Source organism: Klebsiella sp. CN_Kp113, assembly GCF_040064585.1.
In the GTDB taxonomy this organism is placed as follows: domain Bacteria; phylum Pseudomonadota; class Gammaproteobacteria; order Enterobacterales; family Enterobacteriaceae; genus Klebsiella; species Klebsiella michiganensis.
The window spans coordinates 20,794-44,192 of sequence record NZ_JBEAID010000021.1 but is presented as its reverse complement, the minus strand read 5'-3'; the positions used below and the strand labels follow the sequence as shown (position 1 = coordinate 44,192).

Annotated in this window: 24 protein-coding genes and 1 pseudogene; 18 read left to right on the top strand and 7 right to left on the bottom strand. The window is 50.3% G+C overall.

What is annotated here, in order from left to right; all coding sequences use genetic code 11:
• Positions 1-205 precede the first annotated feature (205 nt).
• Both silS and silR read right to left on the bottom strand, forming a co-directional pair.
• Positions 206-1,687 (bottom strand): copper/silver sensor histidine kinase SilS, encoded by a 1,482-nt coding sequence (silS, locus tag ABLV30_RS13290; protein WP_032439671.1) that lies wholly within the window; start codon positions 1,685-1,687, stop codon positions 206-208.
• Positions 1,680-2,360 (bottom strand): copper/silver response regulator transcription factor SilR, encoded by a 681-nt coding sequence (gene silR, locus ABLV30_RS13285; protein ID WP_004118020.1) that lies wholly within the window; start codon positions 2,358-2,360, stop codon positions 1,680-1,682. Before silR ends, silS begins: the two co-directional genes overlap by 8 nt.
• Before the next feature lie 189 nt (positions 2,361-2,549).
• Between silR and silC the strand changes: the two genes are divergently transcribed.
• The 7 genes from silC to ABLV30_RS13250 all read left to right on the top strand — a co-directional run bounded on the left by silC (position 2,550) and on the right by ABLV30_RS13250 (position 12,215).
• Positions 2,550-3,935, top strand: coding sequence for a Cu(+)/Ag(+) efflux RND transporter outer membrane channel SilC (gene silC, locus ABLV30_RS13280; protein ID WP_032439669.1), 1,386 nt, complete (start codon positions 2,550-2,552; stop codon positions 3,933-3,935).
• A 29-nt stretch (positions 3,936-3,964) separates the two neighbouring features.
• Positions 3,965-4,318, top strand: coding sequence for a cation efflux system protein CusF (gene cusF, locus ABLV30_RS13275; RefSeq protein WP_032439668.1), 354 nt, complete (start codon positions 3,965-3,967; stop codon positions 4,316-4,318).
• 113 nt (positions 4,319-4,431) lie between these two features.
• Positions 4,432-5,724, top strand: coding sequence for a Cu(+)/Ag(+) efflux RND transporter periplasmic adaptor subunit SilB (gene silB / locus ABLV30_RS13270; protein WP_001548143.1), 1,293 nt, complete (start codon positions 4,432-4,434; stop codon positions 5,722-5,724).
• Positions 5,725-5,734: 10 nt separating this feature from the next.
• Positions 5,735-8,881 (top strand): Cu(+)/Ag(+) efflux RND transporter permease subunit SilA, encoded by a 3,147-nt coding sequence (gene silA, locus ABLV30_RS13265; protein WP_102803957.1) that lies wholly within the window; start codon positions 5,735-5,737, stop codon positions 8,879-8,881.
• A gap of 86 nt (positions 8,882-8,967) precedes the next feature.
• Positions 8,968-9,408: a DUF411 domain-containing protein gene (locus tag ABLV30_RS13260; protein ID WP_002436620.1), complete on the top strand. Its 441-nt coding sequence runs from the start codon at positions 8,968-8,970 to the stop codon at positions 9,406-9,408.
• 97 nt (positions 9,409-9,505) lie between these two features.
• Positions 9,506-11,977, top strand: coding sequence for an Ag(+)-translocating P-type ATPase SilP (gene silP, locus ABLV30_RS13255; RefSeq protein ID WP_224326231.1), 2,472 nt, complete (start codon positions 9,506-9,508; stop codon positions 11,975-11,977).
• 40 nt (positions 11,978-12,017) lie between these two features.
• Complete coding sequence (locus ABLV30_RS13250) at positions 12,018-12,215, top strand: DUF2933 domain-containing protein (RefSeq protein ID WP_000843497.1); 198 nt, start codon at positions 12,018-12,020, stop codon at positions 12,213-12,215.
• A 33-nt stretch (positions 12,216-12,248) separates the two neighbouring features.
• Here the strand turns inward: ABLV30_RS13250 and ABLV30_RS13245 are convergent, their stop codons facing one another.
• Together ABLV30_RS13245 and ABLV30_RS13240 are read right to left on the bottom strand one after the other, a co-directional pair.
• Positions 12,249-12,986, bottom strand: a complete 738-nt coding sequence (locus ABLV30_RS13245) for a peptidoglycan DD-metalloendopeptidase family protein (protein ID WP_000287501.1) — start codon at positions 12,984-12,986, stop codon at positions 12,249-12,251.
• A gap of 288 nt (positions 12,987-13,274) precedes the next feature.
• On the bottom strand, positions 13,275-13,724 hold the full coding sequence (locus ABLV30_RS13240) for a hypothetical protein (RefSeq protein ID WP_003032836.1): 450 nt from the start codon (positions 13,722-13,724) through the stop codon (positions 13,275-13,277).
• 234 nt (positions 13,725-13,958) lie between these two features.
• Here ABLV30_RS13240 and pcoA point away from each other — a divergent pair, with 234 nt between their 5' ends.
• The 7 genes from pcoA to ABLV30_RS13205 all read left to right on the top strand — a co-directional run bounded on the left by pcoA (position 13,959) and on the right by ABLV30_RS13205 (position 20,808).
• A complete protein-coding gene (pcoA, locus tag ABLV30_RS13235) occupies positions 13,959-15,776 on the top strand; it encodes a multicopper oxidase PcoA (RefSeq protein WP_000925242.1) in 1,818 nt (605 codons plus the stop codon).
• Positions 15,777-15,781: 5 nt separating this feature from the next.
• Complete coding sequence (gene pcoB / locus ABLV30_RS13230; RefSeq protein ID WP_001378118.1) at positions 15,782-16,672, top strand: copper resistance outer membrane transporter PcoB; 891 nt, start codon at positions 15,782-15,784, stop codon at positions 16,670-16,672.
• A gap of 39 nt (positions 16,673-16,711) precedes the next feature.
• The gene (pcoC, locus tag ABLV30_RS13225; RefSeq protein ID WP_000025662.1) at positions 16,712-17,092 is read left to right on the top strand and encodes a copper resistance system metallochaperone PcoC; all 381 of its coding nucleotides are present in this window, start codon (positions 16,712-16,714) and stop codon (positions 17,090-17,092) included.
• A gap of 55 nt (positions 17,093-17,147) precedes the next feature.
• On the top strand, positions 17,148-18,026 hold the full coding sequence (pcoD, locus tag ABLV30_RS13220) for a copper resistance inner membrane protein PcoD (RefSeq protein ID WP_080821469.1): 879 nt from the start codon (positions 17,148-17,150) through the stop codon (positions 18,024-18,026).
• Positions 18,027-18,080: 54 nt separating this feature from the next.
• Complete coding sequence (gene pcoR / locus ABLV30_RS13215; RefSeq protein WP_001188930.1) at positions 18,081-18,761, top strand: copper response regulator transcription factor PcoR; 681 nt, start codon at positions 18,081-18,083, stop codon at positions 18,759-18,761.
• Positions 18,758-20,158, top strand: a complete 1,401-nt coding sequence (pcoS, locus tag ABLV30_RS13210; RefSeq protein WP_002436614.1) for a copper resistance membrane spanning protein PcoS — start codon at positions 18,758-18,760, stop codon at positions 20,156-20,158. Before pcoR ends, pcoS begins: the two co-directional genes overlap by 4 nt.
• Positions 20,159-20,373: 215 nt before the next feature.
• Positions 20,374-20,808, top strand: coding sequence for a hypothetical protein (locus tag ABLV30_RS13205; RefSeq protein WP_004118347.1), 435 nt, complete (start codon positions 20,374-20,376; stop codon positions 20,806-20,808).
• 179 nt (positions 20,809-20,987) lie between these two features.
• On the opposite strand, the pseudogene ABLV30_RS13200 reads toward ABLV30_RS13205, so the two are convergent.
• The 3 genes and pseudogenes from ABLV30_RS13200 to ABLV30_RS13190 form a co-directional block, all read right to left on the bottom strand.
• Positions 20,988-21,150 (bottom strand): annotated as a pseudogene (locus ABLV30_RS13200) (type II toxin-antitoxin system RelE/ParE family toxin).
• A gap of 36 nt (positions 21,151-21,186) precedes the next feature.
• Positions 21,187-21,306, bottom strand: a complete 120-nt coding sequence (locus ABLV30_RS13195; RefSeq protein WP_009654306.1) for a type II toxin-antitoxin system RelE/ParE family toxin — start codon at positions 21,304-21,306, stop codon at positions 21,187-21,189.
• Complete coding sequence (locus ABLV30_RS13190) at positions 21,272-21,451, bottom strand: type II toxin-antitoxin system ParD family antitoxin (protein ID WP_004118349.1); 180 nt, start codon at positions 21,449-21,451, stop codon at positions 21,272-21,274. Before ABLV30_RS13190 ends, ABLV30_RS13195 begins: the two co-directional genes overlap by 35 nt.
• A gap of 313 nt (positions 21,452-21,764) precedes the next feature.
• On the opposite strand from ABLV30_RS13190, the gene ABLV30_RS13185 reads away from it, so the two are divergent.
• The 4 genes from ABLV30_RS13185 to ABLV30_RS13170 are packed head-to-tail and all read left to right on the top strand — an operon-like array spanning position 21,765 to position 23,380.
• Positions 21,765-22,028 (top strand): hypothetical protein, encoded by a 264-nt coding sequence (locus ABLV30_RS13185; protein WP_004118691.1) that lies wholly within the window; start codon positions 21,765-21,767, stop codon positions 22,026-22,028.
• A complete protein-coding gene (locus ABLV30_RS13180) occupies positions 22,025-22,591 on the top strand; it encodes a hypothetical protein (protein WP_009654312.1) in 567 nt (188 codons plus the stop codon). The genes ABLV30_RS13185 and ABLV30_RS13180 overlap by 4 nt, the downstream gene beginning before the upstream one ends.
• Positions 22,592-22,621: 30 nt before the next feature.
• Positions 22,622-23,116 carry a hypothetical protein gene (locus ABLV30_RS13175; protein WP_016528789.1) on the top strand — a complete coding sequence of 165 codons (495 nt, stop codon included), beginning with the start codon at positions 22,622-22,624 and terminating at the stop codon, positions 23,114-23,116.
• 60 nt (positions 23,117-23,176) lie between these two features.
• Complete coding sequence (locus ABLV30_RS13170; protein ID WP_004150739.1) at positions 23,177-23,380, top strand: HHA domain-containing protein; 204 nt, start codon at positions 23,177-23,179, stop codon at positions 23,378-23,380.
• The last annotated feature ends 19 nt before the right edge of the window (positions 23,381-23,399 follow it).

The following is a 23,399-nucleotide window of genomic DNA, read 5'->3' as shown; positions in this document are numbered from 1 at the left end:
TACAACCGGTGTTTTCAGTTCCATAACTGAAACAGGTTCGGCAGTGTTTATTTCTCCGGGAGAGGACTGGATATTCATTTCCTGGCGTACTCTGACGACGGGTATTGATGAAGCAATCCAGCCTTCCTGATAAGTTGCACTAATTATATCGAATGGCTTCTGTTTGCTGCATGACAGGCTAATGACATCTTTGTCATTTAAATCTTTATTCTAAGTATTGGGTTTCCGGAAGCATTTTCTCAAGTCTGGGCACGGATAAGATAAAACGAGTTGAGCGTACGTCCGATTCCACCTGCACTCTTCCGTGATGTGCTTCCACGATGGACTTCACAATCGCAAGGCCGATGCCGCTGCCTTCTCCTTTTCGTTGTCTGGACGGATCCACCCGATAAAAACGGTCAAACAGCCTTGATAAATGCTCTTCAGGGATTGGTTCCCCAGGATTTTCAATCACAAGGTCAAAAAAGCTCTCCTGCTCTCTTATTGAGACGGTGATTGCCTGTCCCTCTGGGGTATAACGCAGGGCATTGGATAACAGATTATTGATCGCTCTTCTGAACATTTGTGGCTCTCCCTCAACCAGGCAGGGCATCCCGTTAAATTTGAGCGTGATATTTCGTTCTTCGGCCCAGGCTTCGAAAAACTCGAAGACTTTCATGACTTCTGCTCTGAGGTCAAACCGAACCCTGTCAGGTATCAGCTGATTATTGTCCGCCTGCGCCAGGAACAGCATGTCGCTGACCATTTTTGTCATCCGGTTATACTCTTCAAGGCTGGAATAGAGGACATCCTCAAGTTCCTTCTGGGTTCGATCCTGACTCAGAGCGATTTCAGTCTGCGTCACCAGATTGGTGATGGGTGTTCTGATCTCGTGCGCGATATCGGCAGAGAAATTGGCCTGGCGGGTAAAAACATCCTCAATCTTTCCAATCATATGATTGAACGAGATAACCAGCTGCTCCAGCTCAATGGGAACGCGTGTCGGTTCCAGCCGCGCATCAAGATTCTCGGAGGTGATGTTTTTAATGGCATTGCTGACATTACGAAGTGGCAGGTGCCCCTGACGGACAGCAATGCGAATGATCAGAACAATTAGCAGACTTATCACGACAGCGATCGCAATCAGATTTTTTTTCAGCGCATCGAGGTAATGGAGATGGAAATTAATGGAGAGGCCAGTCAGCATGACATAGTTCTGCTGTTTGCCCTGAAATATCGCCTGACCAGAGGAGGCAATAATTCTGTATGTTTCCATCTTCATTCCGGACCCGGTATCCATCGGTCTCGCAGGATCCTCCACCGTCCAGAGAAAGACATCACGTGCACGGCTATGCTCGCTAAAATCGGCTGAACTCACAGCAGAGCGTAAAGCAGCCCCCTGCACAGAGCTGTACAGCACCTCTCCCCGGGGATTAAGTAGCAAAAGAGCAACGTTACGGTAGCTGGCGATCGATTCCTTTATTTTGCTTATTTTCTTTTCATCCGGATCAACCGGAGACTGCAGGATACGGTTTAGTGTGGTGCTGATTTGGTGCAGATCGCTGACATCCTGCTCGGCAAAATGCTTATCAACAGAATGCAGCATAAACCAGGTGAAGGCGATAAACGCCAGTATTGTGGACAGGCTGATAAAAAAGGTCAGCCGCAGAGCGAGTGAGAAAGGTCGTCTGGACGGTTTGCTATGCATCCGGGATCTCCAGCATGTAGCCCACGCCCCGCACTGTCTGGATCAGTTTTGTCTCGTAATCGTTGTCTATTTTAGCGCGGAGTCGCTTTACTGCGACATCAATCGCGTTAGTGTCGCTGTCAAAATTCATGTCCCAGACCTGAGAGGCAATCAGGGAGCGGGGAAGAACTTCTCCCTGATGGCGAATGAAGAATTCCAGCAGGCTGAACTCTTTACTGGTGAGCACAATGCGGTTCCCGGCGCGGCTGACTTTTCTGGATACGAGATCAATAGAGAGGTCAGCCACCTTAAACTGGCTTTCCGTGATCATCGTGTTTCCCCGCCTCAGAAGAGTTCTCACCCGGGCGAGCAGTTCGGCAAACGCAAAGGGTTTAACCAGATAATCGTCCGCACCCAGCTCCAGTCCTTTGACCCTGTGTTCGATCGTGCCCAGGGCCGTCAGCAGTAAGACCGGCATACCCTTTCCGGCAGTGCGCAGCATACGGATGATATCCCAGCCGTTCACATCAGGTAGCATGATATCCAGAATGACTAAATCATACTCGGCGGTCATGGCGAGATGATATCCGGTAAGACCATTATCAGCGTGATCCACTACGAACCCTGCTTCTGTAAGCCCTTTGCTGAGATATTCACCTGTTTTAATTTCGTCTTCGACGATCAATATTTTCATCTTGCTCCCCGGCTGGCTGCTAATGTCATTCTATTGCGTCCACGATCGTTATCAACGGATTACAGCAAAAATGACAACATTGTCATTATCCTGTCACCCGGCAAACAGAGAGCGTTCGGTAAAGTATCCCTATCAATACTCTGGACTTCGTTTGAACCATTTACCAGGTCTGCCTGTACGAGAAGCGTTATGTTCAAATTAAAATTACTTAGCATCAGCACCATATTCATCCTGGCAGGTTGTGTTTCTCTGGCACCTGAATATCAGCGTCCGCCAGCTCCGGTTCCCCAGCAGTTTTCATTGTCTAAAAACAGTCTGACGCCTGCGGTAAACAGCTATCAGGATACGGGCTGGCGAAACTTTTTTGTCGATCCCCAGGTCAGCAGGCTGATCGGTGAAGCCCTGAATAATAACCGTGATTTGAGAATGGCTGCCCTGAAGGTTGAAGAGGCCCGGGCCCAGTTCAACGTCACGGATGCAGATCGTTATCCCCAACTGAATGCCTCATCCGGGATCACATACAGCGGTAGTCTGAAAGGTGACAAGCCGACCACGCAGGAGTACGACGCGGGTCTGGAACTCAGCTATGAGCTCGATTTTTTTGGCAAACTTAAGAACATGAGTGAGGCTGATCGCCAGAACTACTTTGCCAGCGAAGAAGCCCGTCGTGCCGTACACATCCTGCTGGTCTCCAACGTTTCACAGAGCTATTTCAGCCAGCAACTGGCGTACGAACAACTCCGTATTGCGCGGGAAACGCTGAAAAATTATGAACAGTCTTATGCATTCGTTGAGCAACAACTGGTGACCGGGAGTACGAACGTTCTGGCGCTTGAACAAGCCAGGGGGCAAATCGAAAGTACCCGCGCCGAAATAGCCAAACGAGAAGGCGATCTGGCTCAGGCAAACAATGCCCTGCAACTGGTGCTTGGAACGTACCGCGCAGTTCCGTCAGAAAAAGGGATGAAAGGTGGGGAGATCGCACCAGTAAAATTGCCACCAAATCTGTCGTCACAAATATTGCTGCAGCGTCCGGATATTATGGAAGCGGAATACCAGTTGAAAGCGGCTGATGCCAATATTGGCGCAGCGCGAGCGGCTTTTTTCCCGTCCATTACCCTGACCAGTGGTCTCTCCTCAAGCAGTACGGAGCTGTCCAGCCTCTTTACGTCAGGAAGTGGAATGTGGAATTTTATTCCTAAAATTGAAATTCCTATTTTTAATGCTGGCAGGAACAAAGCCAATCTGAAGCTGGCTGAAATTCGCCAGCAACAGTCGGTGGTTAATTACGAACAAAAAATTCAGTCAGCCTTTAAGGATGTTTCCGACACGCTTGCGCTGCGCGACAGCCTTAGCCAGCAACTTGAGTCACAGCAGCGTTATCTTGACTCACTTCAGATAACTCTACAGCGTGCCAGAGGATTGTATGCAAGTGGTGCTGTCAGTTACATAGAAGTGCTGGATGCAGAACGCTCGCTGTTCACTACGCAGCAAGCCATTCTCGACCTTACCTATTCCCGACAGGTTAACGAGATTAATCTGTTTACCGCGCTTGGTGGCGGTTGGGTAGAGTAAATTATATTCAACATATCAGGAAATTAAAAATGCGTAACTCACTTAAAGCCGTTTTATTTGGTGCTATCTCTGTCATGTTTTCTGCTGGTCTTCATGCTGAAGCACATCAGCATGGTGATATGAACACTGCCAGTGATGCTTCGGCACAACAGGTTATCAAGGGCACCGGTGTCATTAAAGACATTGATATGAATAGTAAAAAAATCACCATTTCGCACGAAGCAATTCCTGCGGTGGGCTGGCCTGCAATGACCATGCGCTTCACTTTTGTTAATGCAGACGACAATATTAACACCCTCAAAACCGGTAATCATGTTGATTTCTCGTTTATTCAGCAGGGCAATATTTCCTTGCTCAAGAGCATAAATGTTACGCAATCCTGATTGATAGTCCGGAACGGATATAACCAGTGCGCCTGAACATTCATAAAGTCATCATAGTGATTTAATGATCAGGCGCATATGCCAGGGGTTTTGACTTTTCAGCGAGAAATTGTATGGCTTCGTTAAAGATAAAATATGCTGCAATAATTATCAGCAGCCTCATAGCAGGAGGGCTGATATCGGTTACTGCCTGGCAGTATTTAAACTCATCACAAAAAACAGTACAAACAGAACAAAAGGCACCGGAGAAAAAGGTACTTTTCTGGTATGACCCGATGAAACCGGATACCAAATTTGATAAACCCGGAAAATCTCCCTTTATGGATATGGACCTGGTGCCGAAATATGCTGATGAAAGTGGCGATAAAAGCAGTGGCGGGATCCGTATCGATCCAACCCAGGTTCAGAATCTGGGATTAAAAACGCAAAAAGTTACGCGAGGAATGCTGAATTATTCCCAGACAATCCCGGCTAATGTCAGTTACAACGAGTATCAGTTTGTCATTGTGCAGGCGCGTTCTGACGGTTTCGTCGAAAAAGTGTATCCCCTGACGATTGGCGATCATGTGAAGAAAGGCACTCCGCTTATCGATATCACCATTCCTGAATGGGTTGAGGCACAAAGTGAGTTCCTGCTTTTATCCGGTACAGGCGGTACGCCAACCCAGATAAAAGGGGTTCTTGAGCGACTTCGTCTGGCTGGTATGCCGGAAGAGGATATTCAAAGGCTGCGTTCAACCCGCACAATCCAGACCCGTTTTACCATTAAAGCACCTATTGATGGTGTCATTACTGCATTTGACCTGCGCACCGGCATGAATATTTCGAAAGATAAAGTGGTGGCTCAGATTCAGGGGATGGATCCGGTCTGGATCAGCGCTGCAGTGCCTGAATCTATCGCCTATTTGCTGAAAGATACGTCGCAGTTTGAAATTTCGGTACCGGCTTATCCGGATAAAACATTCCATGTCGAAAAATGGAACATTCTTCCCAGCGTGGATCAGACAACCCGCACGCTTCAGGTCCGTCTCCAGGTTTCTAATAAGGATGAGTTTCTCAAGCCGGGTATGAATGCCTATCTCAAACTGAATACCCAAAGCCAGGAGATGCTGCTGATACCAAGCCAGGCCGTTATCGATACCGGCAAAGAACAGCGCGTGATTACTGTTGATGATGAAGGCAAGTTTGTGCCGAAACAGATCCACGTTCTGCATGAATCACAGCAACAGTCCGGCATTGGCTCCGGCCTTAATGAAGGCGATACCGTGGTGGTCAGTGGCCTGTTCCTCATTGACTCCGAAGCCAATATTACGGGTGCGCTGGAACGTATGCGCCACCCTGAAAAAACAGAAAACAGTATGCCAGCAATGTCTGAGCAGCCTGTAAATATGCATTCAGGGCACTGAGGAGACGACGATGATTGAATGGATTATCCGGCGCTCTGTCGCCAACCGTTTCCTGGTCATGATGGGCGCACTGTTTCTCAGCATCTGGGGCACATGGACGATAATTAACACGCCGGTCGATGCGCTGCCTGACCTGTCTGATGTACAGGTCATTATTAAAACCAGCTATCCCGGACAGGCACCGCAGATTGTAGAAAACCAGGTCACCTATCCGCTTACCACCACCATGCTGTCCGTACCTGGCGCAAAAACCGTGCGTGGATTTTCACAGTTCGGTGATTCGTATGTGTATGTCATTTTTGAAGACGGGACCGATCTGTACTGGGCCCGTACGCGCGTGCTGGAATACCTGAACCAGGTTCAGGGCAAACTGCCTGCGGGTGTGAGCTCTGAAATCGGTCCGGACGCCACGGGAGTGGGCTGGATATTTGAATATGCCCTGGTCGATCGCAGCGGAAAACACGACCTTTCAGAACTGCGTTCTTTGCAGGACTGGTTCCTGAAATTTGAACTGAAGACCATCCCGAACGTGGCTGAGGTAGCCTCGGTTGGCGGCGTGGTGAAGCAGTACCAGATTCAGGTCAATCCGGTAAAACTGTCCCAGTATGGGATCAGCCTGCCCGAAGTGAAACAGGCTCTTGAATCATCTAACCAGGAGGCCGGTGGTTCATCCGTTGAAATAGCCGAAGCTGAGTATATGGTCCGCGCCAGCGGCTATCTGCAGAGCATTGATGATTTTAATAACATCGTCCTGAAAACAGGCGAGAATGGCGTGCCGGTTTATTTGCGGGATGTTGCCCGCGTGCAGACCGGGCCTGAAATGCGGCGTGGTATTGCCGAACTGAACGGCCAGGGGGAAGTCGCAGGCGGCGTGGTGATACTGCGGTCGGGTAAAAACGCGCGTGATGTAATCACAGCAGTGAGGGATAAACTGGAGACACTGAAGGCCAGTCTGCCGGAAGGCGTTGAAATCGTGACCACCTACGATCGCAGCCAGTTAATCGATCGGGCGATTGATAATCTCAGTTCCAAACTTCTCGAAGAGTTTATCGTGGTGGCCATCGTCTGTGCCCTGTTCCTGTGGCACGTACGTTCTGCCCTGGTGGCGATTATCTCTCTGCCGCTTGGCCTGTGTATCGCCTTTATCGTCATGCACTTCCAGGGACTGAACGCCAATATCATGTCGCTGGGAGGGATAGCCATTGCCGTCGGTGCGATGGTGGATGCCGCCATTGTGATGATTGAGAATGCGCATAAACGGCTTGAGGAATGGGATCATCAGCATCCGGGTGAGCAGATTGACAACGCTACCCGCTGGAAGGTGATTACCGACGCCTCCGTGGAAGTGGGACCCGCACTGTTTATCAGCCTGCTGATCATCACCCTGTCCTTTATTCCTATCTTTACCCTGGAAGGTCAGGAAGGACGTCTGTTTGGCCCGCTGGCATTCACGAAAACGTACTCCATGGCAGGAGCGGCCGCGCTGGCCATCATTGTCATTCCGATCCTGATGGGATTCTGGATCCGGGGAAAAATTCCTGCCGAGACCAGTAACCCCCTGAACCGGGTGCTGATCAAAGCGTATCATCCATTGCTGCTGCGGGTCCTCCACTGGCCAAAAACAACCCTGCTGGTTGCGGCCTTGTCCATTTTCACCGTTATCTGGCCACTGAGTCAGGTGGGTGGGGAGTTTCTGCCGAAGATCAATGAGGGCGACCTGCTGTATATGCCGTCAACATTGCCTGGCGTCTCTCCGGCAGAAGCTGCAGCACTCCTGCAGACGACGGACAAGTTAATCAAAAGCGTTCCTGAAGTGGCCTCTGTATTTGGCAAGACCGGTAAAGCAGAGACCGCAACGGATTCCGCACCGCTTGAAATGGTGGAAACCACGATCCAGCTCAAACCTGAGGATCAGTGGCGTCCAGGTATGACGATTGACAAGATAATTGAAGAACTCGACAAGACCGTCCGTTTACCGGGTCTGGCAAACCTGTGGGTTCCGCCAATCCGTAACCGTATTGATATGCTTTCAACCGGGATCAAAAGCCCGATAGGTATCAAGGTTTCAGGGACTGTTCTGGCCGATATTGATGCGACTGCGCAGAGTATCGAGGCGGTAGCCAAAACCGTGCCGGGCGTGGTGTCTGCCCTGGCTGAGCGACTTGAAGGCGGGCGTTACATCGATATCGATATCAACCGGGAAAAAGCGTCCCGTTACGGTATGACTGTCGGTGATGTGCAGCTGTTTGTCTCATCAGCCATCGGCGGCGCAACGGTAGGGGAAACGGTTGAAGGCGTGGCCCGCTACCCGATTAATATCCGCTATCCGCAGGATTACCGGAACAGTCCAAATGCATTGAAACAGATGCCGATCCTGACCCCGATGAAGCAGCAGATCACGCTGGGCGATGTCGCGGATATTAAGGTCGTTTCAGGGCCGACTATGCTGAAAACGGAAAATGCCCGGCCAGCCAGCTGGATTTATGTTGATGCCCGCGGCAGGGACATGGTGTCGGTGGTTAACGACATTAAGACGGCCATCAGCGAGAAAGTGAAACTGAGACCGGGAACCAGTGTGGCATTCTCCGGACAGTTTGAACTGCTTGAGCATGCCAACAAGAAACTGAAGCTGATGGTGCCGATGACGGTGATGATCATTTTCATCCTGTTGTATCTGGCATTCCGCCGGGTTGACGAAGCCCTGCTGATCCTGATGAGCCTGCCGTTCGCCCTGGTTGGCGGAATATGGTTCCTGTACTGGCAGGGCTTCCATATGTCAGTGGCGACCGGAACCGGGTTTATCGCCCTGGCCGGGGTGGCAGCAGAGTTTGGCGTGGTCATGCTGATGTATCTGCGTCATGCCATTGAAGCGCACCCGGAATTGTCCCGTAAAGAGACGTTCACACCGGAAGGTCTTGATGAAGCCCTCTATCATGGTGCCGTACTGCGTGTCCGGCCGAAAGCCATGACCGTGGCGGTGATCATTGCGGGTCTGCTGCCAATACTCTGGGGAACCGGCGCAGGTTCAGAAGTCATGAGCCGTATTGCTGCGCCAATGATTGGTGGGATGATCACGGCTCCGCTGCTGTCCCTGTTCATTATTCCTGCCGCCTACAAATTAATCTGGCTGCGCAGACATAAAAAAAGCGTGTCATAACCCTGAAAGAGCGCCCCCAGTGGGCGTCCTTCTGCACTGATTCACCCTGACGTCAGGGTTTATATCGATAATATACAGAGGTGAGTATGAAAAAAGTGGTTCTAATGGCCCTGGCTCTCGGCCTGTCACTGCCTGCAATGGCGAGTGAAAAAGTCATTGATATGTACAAATCTGAAAACTGTGGCTGTTGTTCCCTGTGGGGCAAAGCGATGGAAAAAGACGGGTTCGAAGTGCGAACTCACGTCATGAATGATCAGGCGCTGTCAGCCCTGAAAGAAAAGCATGCTGTTCCTGCTGGACTACGAAGTTGTCATACCGCGGTTGTAGGTAATTTGATCATTGAAGGCCATGTGCCTGCGGCAACGATACATAAGGCCATGCAGTCTGGTTCGGGTATATACGGTCTCGCCACCCCCGGTATGCCAGCAGGAAGTCCGGGAATGGAGATGGGGGCCCGAAAAGAGGCTTACGATGTTATCGCATTCTCACCGGAGGGCAGTAAAAAAGTCTTCCAGCGAATCGAATAGTCAGCGGAACGGCTGATAACGGGACGCCGGCAGCAGGCACTCTTATGCCGGCGGCATTCGTGGTAATCGCATCCATGACATATCCTGAAGACAGAAAATGCTTCAGATATGCATAAGGAGAGTTACTGTGAAAAATGACAATGCAGTGGAACATAACAACCAGACTGCTTCTGAGCAGACATCATCCCCGGACGAGAGTCACGCATTGCATAAGGTGAGAGATCCCGTGTGCGGGATGGTCATCCTGCCTGACAAGGCGCACAGCAGCATTCGATACCAGGACCATCAGCTTTATTTCTGCTCCGCCAGCTGTGAGAGCAAATTTAAAGCCCATCCCGATCATTATTTTACCGAAGATGCCAGTGAACATCACCATCACCACGACCACCATGAAGTCAGCCCTGATAAGATAAAACAGTCTCACCGCCAGGCGGAGAAAGAGATTTCTGAAGGTGTGTGGACATGTCCGATGCATCCGGAGATACGCCGTAGTGGTCCCGGAAGCTGTCCTGTCTGTGGAATGGCACTGGAGCCGCTCGTAGCTACGGCATCCACGGGGACGAGTGATGAACTTCGCGACATGACAAGACGCTTCTGGCTGGGGTTGTTGCTGGCGTTTCCGGTTCTGATACTCGAAATGGGTTCTCATCTGTTTCCCGCTTTGAGGAATACAGTACCGCCACAGTACAACACATGGCTGCAGTTACTTCTGGCCTCTCCTGTCGTTTTGTGGTGTGGCTGGCCATTCTTCGCCCGGGCCGGAATGTCGTTACGTAACCGCTCCCTGAATATGTTTACCCTTGTTGCAATGGGGACCGGCGTAGCCTGGGTTTACAGCGTCATTGCAACCGTCTTCCCCTCCTGGTTTCCTGCATCGTTCAGAAACATGGATGGCCTGGTGGCCATTTATTTTGAAGCCGCAGCTGTTATTACGGTGCTTGTTCTGCTGGGACAGGTCCTTGAATTGCGGGCAAGGGAACAAACCTCAGGTACCATTACTGCACTTCTGAACCTTGCCCCCAAAACCGCCAGGCGGCTGGATCATGACGGTCATGAAACGGATATTAATGCGGAAGATGTCCTGCCTGGCGATAAGCTCCGCATCAGACCTGGAGAGAGTATTCCGGTCGACGGTATCGTGGTCGAAGGCAAAACAACCGTGGATGAATCGATGGTGACCGGGGAGTCTATGCCGGTTACCAAAACGGAGGGTGAACCCGTCATTGGGGGGACGATTAATCAGACAGGTAGTCTTATCATCCGTGCAGAGAAAGTCGGTGATGAAACGATGCTCTCACGAATTGTTCAGATGGTCGCTGATGCACAGCGTTCGCGGGCCCCCATCCAGAGAATGGCTGACAGCGTTTCAGGCTGGTTTGTTCCTCTGGTGATACTTATCGCGGTTGTTGCTTTCATGATCTGGTCTGTCTGGGGGCCCGAGCCCAGGATGGCGCACGGTCTCATTGCGGCTGTGTCGGTCCTGATTATTGCCTGTCCCTGCGCGCTGGGGCTGGCCACGCCGATGTCGATAATGGTGGGGGTGGGCAAAGGAGCCCAGGCCGGGGTGTTAATTAAGAATGCCGAAGCCCTTGAGCGTCTTGAAAAAGTGGACACGCTGGTTGTCGACAAAACAGGCACGCTCACGGAAGGTTCGCCGACGGTGACAGGGATTATCAGTCTCAATCCGGGTGGGGAAACATCTCTTTTGCGTGTAACGGCCGCAGTGGAAAAAGGCTCGCAGCATCCGCTGGGTATGGCAGTAGTTAAAGCAGCACAGGAAAAGGGGATCGCAATACCCGCAGTCACTCATTTCAATGCGCCGTCGGGTAAAGGTGTCTCAGGCGATGTCGAAGGTCAACGGGTTGTTATTGGTAATGAACTGGCTATGCAGGAAAACAGTATCGTTATTGATAATCAAAAGGCCGTTGCGGATACGTTGCGGATGGAAGGTGCTACCGTTATCTATGTGGCCACAGACGGGCACCTTGCAGGCCTGATAGCTATCTCGGATCCCGTGAAAGCAACCACGCCGGATGCGCTTAAAGCTTTGCGTCAGGCGGGGATCCGCATCGTTATGCTCACCGGGGATAACCAGCTTACCGCTGAAGCGGTCGCACGGAAACTGGGAATAGATGAGGTTGAAGCCGGGATTCTGCCGGATGGCAAAAAAGCAGTGATAACCCGACTGAAAGCGTCTGGCCATGTGGTTGCGATGGCCGGAGATGGTGTGAATGATGCCCCGGCGCTGGCAGCGGCTGACGTGGGAATAGCCATGGGAACGGGTACAGATGTGGCAATTGAAAGTGCCGGAGTCACCCTTCTCAAAGGCGACTTGATGATACTGAACAGGGCCCGTCATCTGTCAGAAATCACCATGAAAAATATCCGACAGAATCTGTTTTTTGCATTTATCTACAACGCACTTGGCGTGCCTGTGGCTGCAGGCCTGCTTTATCCTGTGTATGGAATACTGCTGTCGCCAGTTATTGCGGCGGCGGCCATGGCTCTTTCCTCCGTCAGCGTCATTGTGAATGCGTTGCGTCTGAAAAGTGTCAGGCTCGGGAAATAACACTGAGTGAAGGGGCTGTTACGAACAGAAGGAGTCCAGTATGAAAAGTACCACCTATGCGCTTATTGCTGTCGCCGCGATCGCGGCATTTGCCCTCCTGCGCGAACACTGGTCACATGTGGCAGGTTACTGGCCATATCTGTTATTGCTGGTCTGCCCGCTAATGCATCTTTTCCACGGCCACGGAGGGCATGGAGATCATCAACATCAAGGAAGTGAAAACGATAAAAAAAATTAATCCGGCAGACGGGGCCGCGTCGCGGCCCCGTTATCAGTCCAGGTATCGTTCGTAGTCTCTGGCATGCGCAAAGGCATGCTGTTCAAGTTTGTTATCAGCGGGTGCCGCTGCCCGGAACGCCAGTGAGTTAACAGGATTGTTATTGATGACCAGCTCGTAATGCAGATGAGGACCGGATGAACGTCCGCTGTTACCGGATAACGCAATAGCGCCTCCCCGGGTAACCCTGGCCCCTTTAGTAACGAGTATTTTATTGAGGTGGAGATAGCGAGTTTTAACACCGGCTTTTCCTGTTACTTCAACAAAATATCCCATGGTGCTGTTGTATTCGGCCCGGGTGATTTTTCCGTCGATGACGCTGACTATTTTCGTGTTCATGGGCATGGAATAATCAATGCCATTATGGGGACTCACTTTTCCCGATACCGGGTTAAGTCTTGCAGGATTGAAAGGCGAACTGAGTCTTGCTGTGGCCGGTAACGGATAATCGAGACTGCCTTTCCCGGAAGTATCGGAAAGGTTATAGAACTTTTTATCTGATATACGATACGCCGTGTAATTAAATGAACCGGACGTAAATTTATAGGCCACGACACGTGATTTTCCCGCTTTCTTTTGCAGTACGAGTTTTAATGATTCATTTTTTTTCAAATGCCGCAGATTAAACCGGGAAGGCAAGGAGCGCTGAAGAGTAGCGATCTCGTTCGATTCCAGCCCCGAGCGGGTGGCTGAAAGGTAGGCATTTTCTTTTACGACATCGGTAGAATACATTTACTGGAATTCGCCGTTAGCATGAACACTGCGGCGTATGCTAGGGGTTTTCAGGAGGCGTGTCATCTGTCAGTTAATCGGGAGCACCGTTGATGGTCGTCATTTTTGTAACATATCTTGTTTCCCGTTTGCTCCTGAAGCTCTGGGAACTGTATGACCAGCCCGACGGTGATGATTAACGGGACTGAAACAGGTTACGGCAGAGCAATATGGGGCTCATGTCCTGCTACGTAACCCGTCAGTAAAGCCCTGCTGCGCACCTGACGCTAAGCACTAACCCGCCTGCAGTTACCTGGTCGAATACAGCCCGCGAAGCTTTCTTGCCTGCGTCTGATGTGCTTCCGCACCGGCATTATTGACCTGCTCATGCACGAGAGCGGCTTTTTCTCCGGCATTCAGTTCGTTAAAAGAAGAAGACGAGGTCTTTGAATTTGCATCACTGCCGGACAGCATTTTTTTATGTTCCTCAATCATTTTCTGATGCGCATAGGACGCGCTGTTGTTCATAAATGAATGAGCAACAATGGCCCTTTCATGTTCATTCATTTCAGAGAATGAGGGCGTGTTGTTTTTATTAACCCTGTCCGGTAAGTTTTCATGCGTCGAGTAATTCACATGACTGACGGCTGAGGCATTATTAACAAATCGATGTGCTTCATGGGCAATATCACTGGACTGAGCAAAAGCTGCCCCACAAAATAAAGCTGTAAACGCAGTGGTCGTGATTAATATATTCATGTGTAATTACCTTCTGAGGTACATAAAAGATGTCCTTATGATCATATATAAAAATAATCAACCTGTGGGGAAGATGACGTAAATGTAATACAGCTATGTACATTACACGATTGTAATGAATTTGTTTCTTAAGGTGTGCTAGATTCATTTCATTGTAAGTGGATGAACCAGTAATTTAATTTAAATCGGTTCTCGAATTCTGTCAGTAACCATACTTTAAATAAGGGAATGCGCATGCTGTTGAAAACGTCTCGACGAACTTTCCTGAAGGGGTTAACCCTCTCTGGCGTAGCCGGAAGTCTTGGCGTATGGAGTTTCAATGCGCGTTCCAGTCTGAGCCTGCCAGTTGCCGCATCCCTGCAGGGTACTCAGTTTGACCTGACCATTGGTGAAACGGCCGTCAATATCACGGGCAGTGAGCGTCAGGCCAAAACAATCAATGGAGGCCTGCCGGGGCCCGTTCTTCGCTGGAAAGAAGGTGACACCATTACCCTGAAGGTCAAAAACCGTCTTAATGAACAGACGTCCATTCACTGGCACGGCATTATTCTTCCGGCCAATATGGATGGTGTTCCGGGGCTGAGTTTTATGGGCATAGAGCCTGATGATACCTACGTTTACACCTTTAAGGTTAAGCAGAACGGGACTTACTGGTACCACAGCCATTCCGGTCTGCAGGAACAGGAGGGGGTATACGGTGCCATTATCATCGATGCCAGGGAGCCAGAACCGTTTGCTTACGATCGTGAGCATGTGGTCATGTTGTCTGACTGGACCGATGAAAATCCTCACAGCCTGCTGAAAAAATTAAAAAAACAGTCGGATTACTACAATTTCAATAAACCAACCGTTGGCTCTTTTTTCCGCGACGTGAATACCAGGGGGCTGTCAGCCACCATTGCCGATCGGAAAATGTGGGCTGAAATGAAAATGAATCCGACTGACCTCGCGGATGTCAGTGGCTACACCTACACCTATCTCATGAACGGGCAGGCCCCGCTGAAAAACTGGACCGGACTGTTCCGTCCCGGTGAAAAGATACGCTTACGGTTTATCAACGGCTCGGCAATGACCTATTTCGATATCCGTATCCCCGGGCTGAAAATGACGGTCGTGGCTGCAGATGGCCAGTATGTAAACCCGGTTACCGTTGACGAATTCAGGATTGCCGTTGCCGAAACCTATGATGTCATTGTGGAGCCTCAGGGTGAGGCCTATACCATCTTCGCACAATCCATGGACAGGACCGGTTACGCTCGAGGGACACTGGCCACGAGAGAAGGGTTAAGTGCTGCCGTTCCCCCCCTCGACCCCCGTCCTCTGTTGACCATGGAAGATATGGGTATGGGGGGAATGGGACATGATATGGCAGGAATGGACCACAGCCAGATGGGAGGCATGGATAACAGCGGAGAGATGATGTCTATGGACGGTGCTGACCTTCCGGATAGCGGGACATCCTCCGCGCCCATGGATCACAGCAGCATGGCCGGTATGGATCATTCCCGGATGGCCGGAATGCCGGGTATGCAAAGTCATCCTGCGTCAGAAACGGATAACCCACTGGTTGATATGCAGGCGATGAGCGTCTCTCCGAAATTAAATGATCCGGGTATTGGTCTTCGAAATAACGGAAGAAAGGTTCTCACGTACGCGGATTTGAAAAGCCGCTTTGAGGATCCTGACGGACGTGAACCTGGCCGTACCATAGAACTGCATTTAACCGGCCACATGGAAAAGTTTGCCTGGTCATTTAACGGAATCAAGTTTTCAGATGCCGCACCGGTGCTGCTGAAATACGGTGAGCGGCTCAGGATCACGCTGATCAACGATACCATGATGACTCACCCCATTCACCTGCATGGTATGTGGAGCGATCTGGAAGATGAAAACGGTAATTTCATGGTTCGTAAACACACAATAGATGTTCCCCCTGGTACAAAACGCAGTTACAGAGTGACAGCAGATGCGCTTGGCCGCTGGGCGTATCACTGCCATTTGCTCTATCACATGGAAATGGGAATGTTTCGTGAAGTCCGGGTGGAGGAATGATGCGAATGAAGAGAAATTTGAAGGCCATACCTGTTCTGGTCGCCGGTTTGTTTACCTCACAGCTTTCTATTGCGGCGGGCTCCGTCTCTGCAGATCCCCACGCCGGGCACGACATGTCTGCCATGCAGATGCCAGCAGATGAGAATTTCACTGAGATGACGTCAATGGAGCCCATTGTAACTGAGAGCAGAACGCCAATTCCGCCTGTTACCGATGCCGACCGGAAGGCTGCATTCGGCAATTTACAGGGGCATGCGATTCACGACAGTGCGATTAATTATCTGGTTCTGCTGGATCAACTGGAATGGCAACGGTCGGATAACACCAACAATTTCAGCTGGAGTGTTAACAGCTGGATTGGAGGCGACACAGATCGGATTTGGCTAAAGAGTGAAGGTGAACGAAGCAATGGGGAAACGGAGGCGGCTGAAGCGCAGTTACTCTGGGGACATGCGGTTGGCCCATGGTGGGATTTGGTTGCGGGTGTCAGGCAGGATTTCAGACCTGCTTCTGCCCGGACCTGGGCTGCTGTCGGTTTTCAGGGGCTGGCACTCTATAATTTTGAGTCTGAAATTACGGGTTTTGTCAGTAATGGCGGAAAAGCAGCCCTTCGTCTGGGAGGAGAATACGACGTTTTACTGACTAACCGGCTCATACTCCAGCCATCCTATGAGGTGAATTTCTACAGTCAGGATGATGAATCGCGGGGTCGCGGCAGGGGACTGACTGACACAGAGCTGGGGCTCCGGCTGCGCTATGAAATACGCCGTGAGTTTGCACCCTATATAGGCGTTTCCTGGAATCAACTTTACGGGAAAACATCCGATATGGCGAAAAGAGAAGGTGAGAAAGACCATCAGGTAGTATTCCTGGCGGGAGCCAGAATCTGGTTTTAACGCACTGATATAAAACACTCAACTAAACAGGTAAATAAAATGTCGATTTTAAATAAAGCCATTCTTACAGGTGGCCTCGTTATGGGCGTTGCTTTCTCTGCTATGGCCCATCCGGAATTAAAAAGCTCTGTGCCACAGGCTGATTCAGCCGTAGCGGCCCCGGAAAAGATTCAGCTTAATTTCTCGGAAAATCTGACCGTGAAATTCTCAGGTGCAAAATTAACGATGACGGGTATGAAAGGCATGTCATCACATTCTCCGATGCCGGTCGCGGCAAAAGTGGCGCCAGGCGCTGACCCTAAATCGATGGTCATTATTCCGCGAGAGCCTTTACCCGCTGGCACTTATCGTGTTGACTGGCGCGCGGTTTCTTCAGATACGCACCCTATTACCGGTAATTACACCTTTACAGTGAAGTAATATTATGAACGACCTGATTATGATTGTTATTCGTTTTCTTCTTTATCTGGATTTGATGGTAATATTTGGATTGCCATTTTTTCAGATATATGGAATAAGCGGTGTCAGACATGAAACCTATAACCTGACTAATTTCAGGTCGTTTATAACCTTTGCTGTTGTTACAGGCATCATTCTTACTGGCATTAATATGCTCCTGGTATCTAATGCCATGAGTGGAGTAACTGACCTCAGAGAATTATCCATCCATGTTATCGAGATGGTGATAGAAGAAACTGATGTGGGTATTAGCTGGATTGTCAGGCTCTGTGCCCTGTTTACCACACTCGGTGCTTTGTTCCTTTACACTAATAAGAGAGTATTGTCCTGCCTGCTGATGACGATGAGTGGGGGCGTGGCGCTGGCTACACTTGCCTGGGGAGGACACGCCGTTATGCATGACGGTCTGCATTACTATCTCCATTTACTGAGCGATCTGACCCATCTCGGCGCTGCAGGTGCCTGGACAGGTGCTCTGGTTGCATTTGCTATCCTGCTGATGCGCAGAAACGAGCATAATGCACAGAGCGTCATTGTGATATCTGACTCCCTGGCAAAATTTGCCACGGCAGGAACGGTGATTGTTGTAGCCCTGATCCTGAGTGCGCTGGTCAACTATCTGTATATTGCTGAGGGTAACTTAACTCCCTTATTCAACAGTTCCTGGGGGAGGATATTGCTTGCCAAGACGGCTCTGTTTGTTCTGATGCTTCTTCTGGCTGCAGCAAACCGGTTTCACCTGGGTCCCCGGCTTGAAGTTATGGTCAGGGAAGGGAATTATGATCGCAGCGTTGCCCTGATGCGAAACAGCATCCTGACAGAATTCGTTGTTGCGATTATCATTCTAGGCGCCGTAGCGTGGCTTGGAATGCTTGCTCCGTCTCAGATCAGCTAGGGGACAGCCAAAGCTCATGCGTGAGATTTTTACTTTCATATCAGCGAGTTGACCATGCAGCGTATTTTAATCGTTGAAGACGAACAAAAAACAGGTCGTTACCTGCAGCAGGGACTGGTTGAGGAAGGCTATCAGGCCGATCTCTTTAATAATGGCCGCGATGGTCTCGGGGCCGCGTCGAAGGGACAGTATGATTTGATAATACTGGACGTGATGCTGCCTTTCCTCGACGGGTGGCAAATCATCAGCGCACTGAGGGAGTCCGGGCACGAAGAACCGGTCCTGTTTTTAACCGCAAAGGACAACGTGCGGGACAAAGTGAAAGGACTGGAGCTTGGCGCAGATGACTACCTGATTAAGCCCTTTGATTTTACGGAGCTGGTTGCACGTGTAAGAACCCTACTGCGCCGGGCACGCTCGCAGGCCGCAACAGTCTGCACCATCGCCGATATGACCGTTGATATGGTGCGCCGGACCGTGATCCGTTCGGGGAAGAAGATCCATCTCACCGGTAAAGAATACGTTCTGCTTGAGTTGCTGCTGCAACGCACCGGAGAAGTGTTACCCAGGAGTCTTATCTCGTCCCTGGTCTGGAACATGAATTTTGACAGTGATACGAATGTGATTGATGTCGCCGTGAGACGTCTGAGAAGTAAAATTGATGATGACTTTGAGCCAAAACTGATCCATACCGTTCGCGGTGCCGGATATGTCCTGGAGATCAGAGAAGAGTGAGGTTCAAAATTTCCCTGACCACACGCCTGAGCCTGATTTTTTCTGCGGTGATGCTTACGGTATGGTGGTTATCAAGTTTTATCCTGATTAGCACCCTGAATGGCTATTTCGATAATCAGGACCGCGATTTTCTGACAGGTAAACTTCAGCTCACCGAAGAGTTTCTTAAAACAGAGACGTTCAGGAACAAAACGGATATTAAGTCATTATCAGAAAAAATAAACGATGCGATGGTGGGGCACAATGGCTTATTCATTTCTATAAAAAACATGGAAAATGAAAAAATTGTTGAACTCTATGCCAAAAATTCTGTTGTTCCAGCGGTCCTGCTTAATAAGTCGGGTGATATTCTCGACTATATGATCCAGACGGAAGAAAATAACACCGTGTACCGCAGTATCTCGCGGCGGGTTGCCGTGACGCCGGAACAGGGTAAAAGCAAACATGTCATCATTACGGTTGCCACGGATACTGGGTATCACACCCTGTTTATGGACAAACTCAGTACCTGGCTGTTCTGGTTCAATATCGGTCTGGTCTTTATTTCTGTTTTTCTGGGCTGGCTGACCACACGTATTGGTCTGAAACCGCTACGGGAAATGACCAGTCTGGCTTCCTCCATGACCGTACACAGCCTGGATCAGCGTCTAAATCCCGATCTGGCTCCGCCGGAAATCTCTGAGACCATGCAGGAGTTCAATAATATGTTTGATCGCCTGGAGGGGGCATTCCGGAAACTGTCAGATTTCTCGTCTGACATCGCGCATGAGCTGCGCACACCAGTCAGTAATCTGATGATGCAGACGCAGTTTGCACTGGCTAAGGAAAGGGATGTTTCGCATTACCGCGAAATTTTATTCGCTAACCTGGAAGAACTGAAAAGGTTGTCACGAATGACCAGTGACATGCTTTTTCTGGCACGTTCAGAGCATGGTCTGCTGCGGCTGGATAAACATGATGTGGATCTGGCAGCCGAACTGAATGAATTACGTGAGTTGTTCGAGCCCCTGGCAGACGAAACAGGAAAGACAATCACGGTTGAAGGAGAGGGCGTTGTTGCCGGAGACAGCGATATGCTCCGACGTGCTTTCAGTAACCTGCTTTCCAATGCAATCAAGTATTCTCCCGATAACACCTGTACAGCGATACACCTTGAGCGTGACAGTGACTGTGTGAACGTGATGATTACGAATACGATGTCCGGCCAGGTTCCCGCTAATCTGGAACGTTTGTTTGACCGGTTCTATCGCGCAGACTCATCAAGGTTCTACAACACGGAAGGCGCGGGGCTGGGATTATCAATTACAAGGTCGATCATTCATGCTCACGGCGGCGAGCTGTCAGCAGAACAGCAGGGGCGGGAAATTGTGTTCAGTGTGCGTCTGTTAATGGATTAATACCGTTATTCAGGAGAAACCCGGAAGGTGACAAAAATGTCATCGTTCAGTCACGCGATAAACAGAGGCGGTTTTTTATAATCAGCCATAAATCAGGACAGCGTGATAATTCAATCGCCCGGTTCCTGGCGTGATGATCAACCAGCCCTGAGATCAAATGCTTTCTCTGTTATAAGCATTGATTGTTCGGGTATGAAAACACCGGAGACCCAACCATGAAAAAGATCCTTGTATCCTTTATTGCCATGATGGCTGTCGCTTCATCTGCCTGGGCTGCAGAGACAATGAACATGCATGACCAGGTAAATAATGCCCAGGCGCCTGCCCATCAGATGCAATCATCCGCTGAAAAAAGTGCAGTTCAGGGGGAGAGCATGAAAATGATGGATATGAGCGGTCACGATCAGGCCGCAATGTCCCATGAAATGATGCAAAACGGCAATTCTGCCGCCCATCAGGACATGGCTGAAATGCATAAAAAAATGATGAAAGCCAAACCTGAGAACACCCAAGAAACTGCTAAGCCATTTTCCGAAATGAGCGAGCATGAGAAAGCCGCTGTTGTGCATGAGAAGGCGAATAATGGCCAGTCTTCCGTTATTCATCAGCAACAGGCGGAAAAGCATCGCAGCCAGATCACCCAGAATTAACCCGCAGCTCCACTTGTCAGACCCTCATTTGACGCCGAAGTCACTGGCTTACGCTCCCGTCCGGGAGCGTTTTTTTTATAAGCGAAATGAATAATAATGAAAGAGTCCATACACAATGTTTTTTTTGGTCATGTCGACCTCACAATTAACTTATATTGTTTGAGAATCCTGTTCCCCGGTCATCTCCAGGGTGCATGTCGCGCCGTATCCTGAGACTGGCTGAGAATACGAATGACCGTAACCATAGAATGTGATGATACAAAATAGATCGTATGCCGGTTCTACCGGCAGTGTGCAGATATCGTCTCCCAGCTCTGCACAATGCGTGCCGATATCATGCATGGCCAGCACATCAAATACTGCAGCTATACGACCGATCTATGCATCCGCCTGAACAACCCCGATCTGTCTGAAGCTGAAGTCCCAGATGGCCTCCAGATCCTCTTCTGCTTTGGGTGTCAGCTCAATCTCTTTCATTTGCCACCCTGGCCCTGACATTCCTCAGGAATGCATTCTTGTTCCATGGTTTCGCCTCGCCGCTGCTGATCCCTTCGGCCAGCAGATCGCGCAGTTCCTGAAGTCTGGATTCAGCCTGCTTTTCATGCAGCTCATCACCCACGTCCACCGTCATCGTACGAGCCATAACCCCTCCATATCTTAATGTAAGATTTATTCTTACATCATTAAATCAGCTTACTACGCTGCTTCCATCTCCGGCATTTTTTCAAAACAGCCCTGCTGCAGTCTGGAGATCCGACTTAGCCAGAAACCGGATCTGCGCGGCGGGAAACGCGCAAAGGATATGATAATCAAACCAAACACATAAAATCATACTGAATGTGATATTTAGCATTAAACACACAATAATATCTGATATGATATTTGAATTATTAGTAAGAAATCATACATGATATGATTTTTAACCTAACCGGACATGTTCAGACGGAGCGAGCAGGATGGATGAGAAGGAAGTGAATTTTTCACTCAGCTATGAGCAGCTGACCCGGATAGCGGAAGAGCGTATCCGTGAATGCAATCTGGACAGCCAGGGCGCGATTTACATCAGCGAGTCAGCCAAGGCCGGTGCCGTGCTGAGCTATTGGTATGAACTGGCCATAAATGGCTATGCCTCAGTGAATGCCATAAAGAGGCAAGAGCTCATAGACGCCGATCACCTGCGCCTCAGAAAACTCATCTGGCCGGAGGCGGACAAGCAATGACTCAGGCGCGCCGACCATCGCCGCTGCAGCGGCGGGTGCTGATTGTGCTGGCCGCCCTCGATGCGAAACGTCCGGGGCCGGTGGCGACGCGGGATATCGAGCGGGTGCTGGAGCAGGGCGGGGATGCCCCGGTGTACGGGCCAAACCTGCGCGCCTCCTGCCGGCGCATGGAAGCCGCGGGCTGGCTGCGCACCCTGCGCGCCCCGAACCTGCAGCTGGCCGTAGAGCTGACGGAGGCCGGTCGCGGCATTGCAGAACCGCTCTTCCAGGCAGAACGCGAGGCTGAAACGGCACGACAACGACTGACAGACGTCCGGCGTCTGCCGTTACGCCAGACGGCTGCCGGTGACGCGGTGGAGTTGCAGCTGGGTGACGGTCATTACTCCCTGCGGGAAGCGGCCTACGTGATCCGTCTGGACGGTACCACCTGCCTGCAGCTGACGGATGCCGGCGGCATACGCCGGATAAAAGAGGGCGATCCCCTGCAGGTGGCCAGCTGGTATCAGACCTGTTTTGATGCAGGCCTGCCGGTCACCGTCCAGGTGAATGAGAGCCGGGACTGATCGCCACCACACAAGGAATATGAGCATAAAATGAAAGTCACTGAACCCGGGCTGAATAAGCTGATCGATAACCTGAACACCCTGATTTGCGATGACAGCCTGCTCACGCGCCAGGAGCGTGAAACGCTGGTACTGGCCGTCGCCGCTATCGGCGCCATGAAAGCGCGCGTCGGCTTGAAAAAAGGCGATGCGCCGACCGTTGCCAGACGGGAAAAAAGGGAGAAAAAAGACCGCCAGCCTGATCCGCGTTTTCCGCGAGCCGGTCATCCCTGGCAGGAAGACGAAAAAACCTTACTGAGTGATGCGCTCGATTCGGTACCGGACGAAGAGATTGGCAAGCATCTGTTCTGGCTTTCCGAGAAACTGGGCAGAACGCCTTTCAGTGTTGCTTTCCAGATCGCGGCAATCAGGGAGCTGCAGGACGGGTGGGAGGAGCAGTTCAGGGAGATTTCGGATAACATACGCTTGTCCGGTCTGAGCATCAGTGATTATCTTACGCAGAACGGCACGGGCCATAACGCCTGAAAGAAATTTGCGTTATTTGTAAAATTAAATACCATGGAAGCCTCAGGATATAAAAAACTAATGACCAAACAAGAATGGATTTTACGACTACGGCGCTGTACATCGAAGGAAACCCTGGAAAGGGTAATAGAAAAAAATAAATATTCTCTGTCAGATGATGAGCTTGAGCATTTCAATGCTGCGGTTGATCACCGGCTGGCGGAAATGGCAATGGGGAAGTTTTATGACAAAATACCTGCAGGCGTCTGGAAATATGTTAAATAATACAGCCGGCATCAGTCTG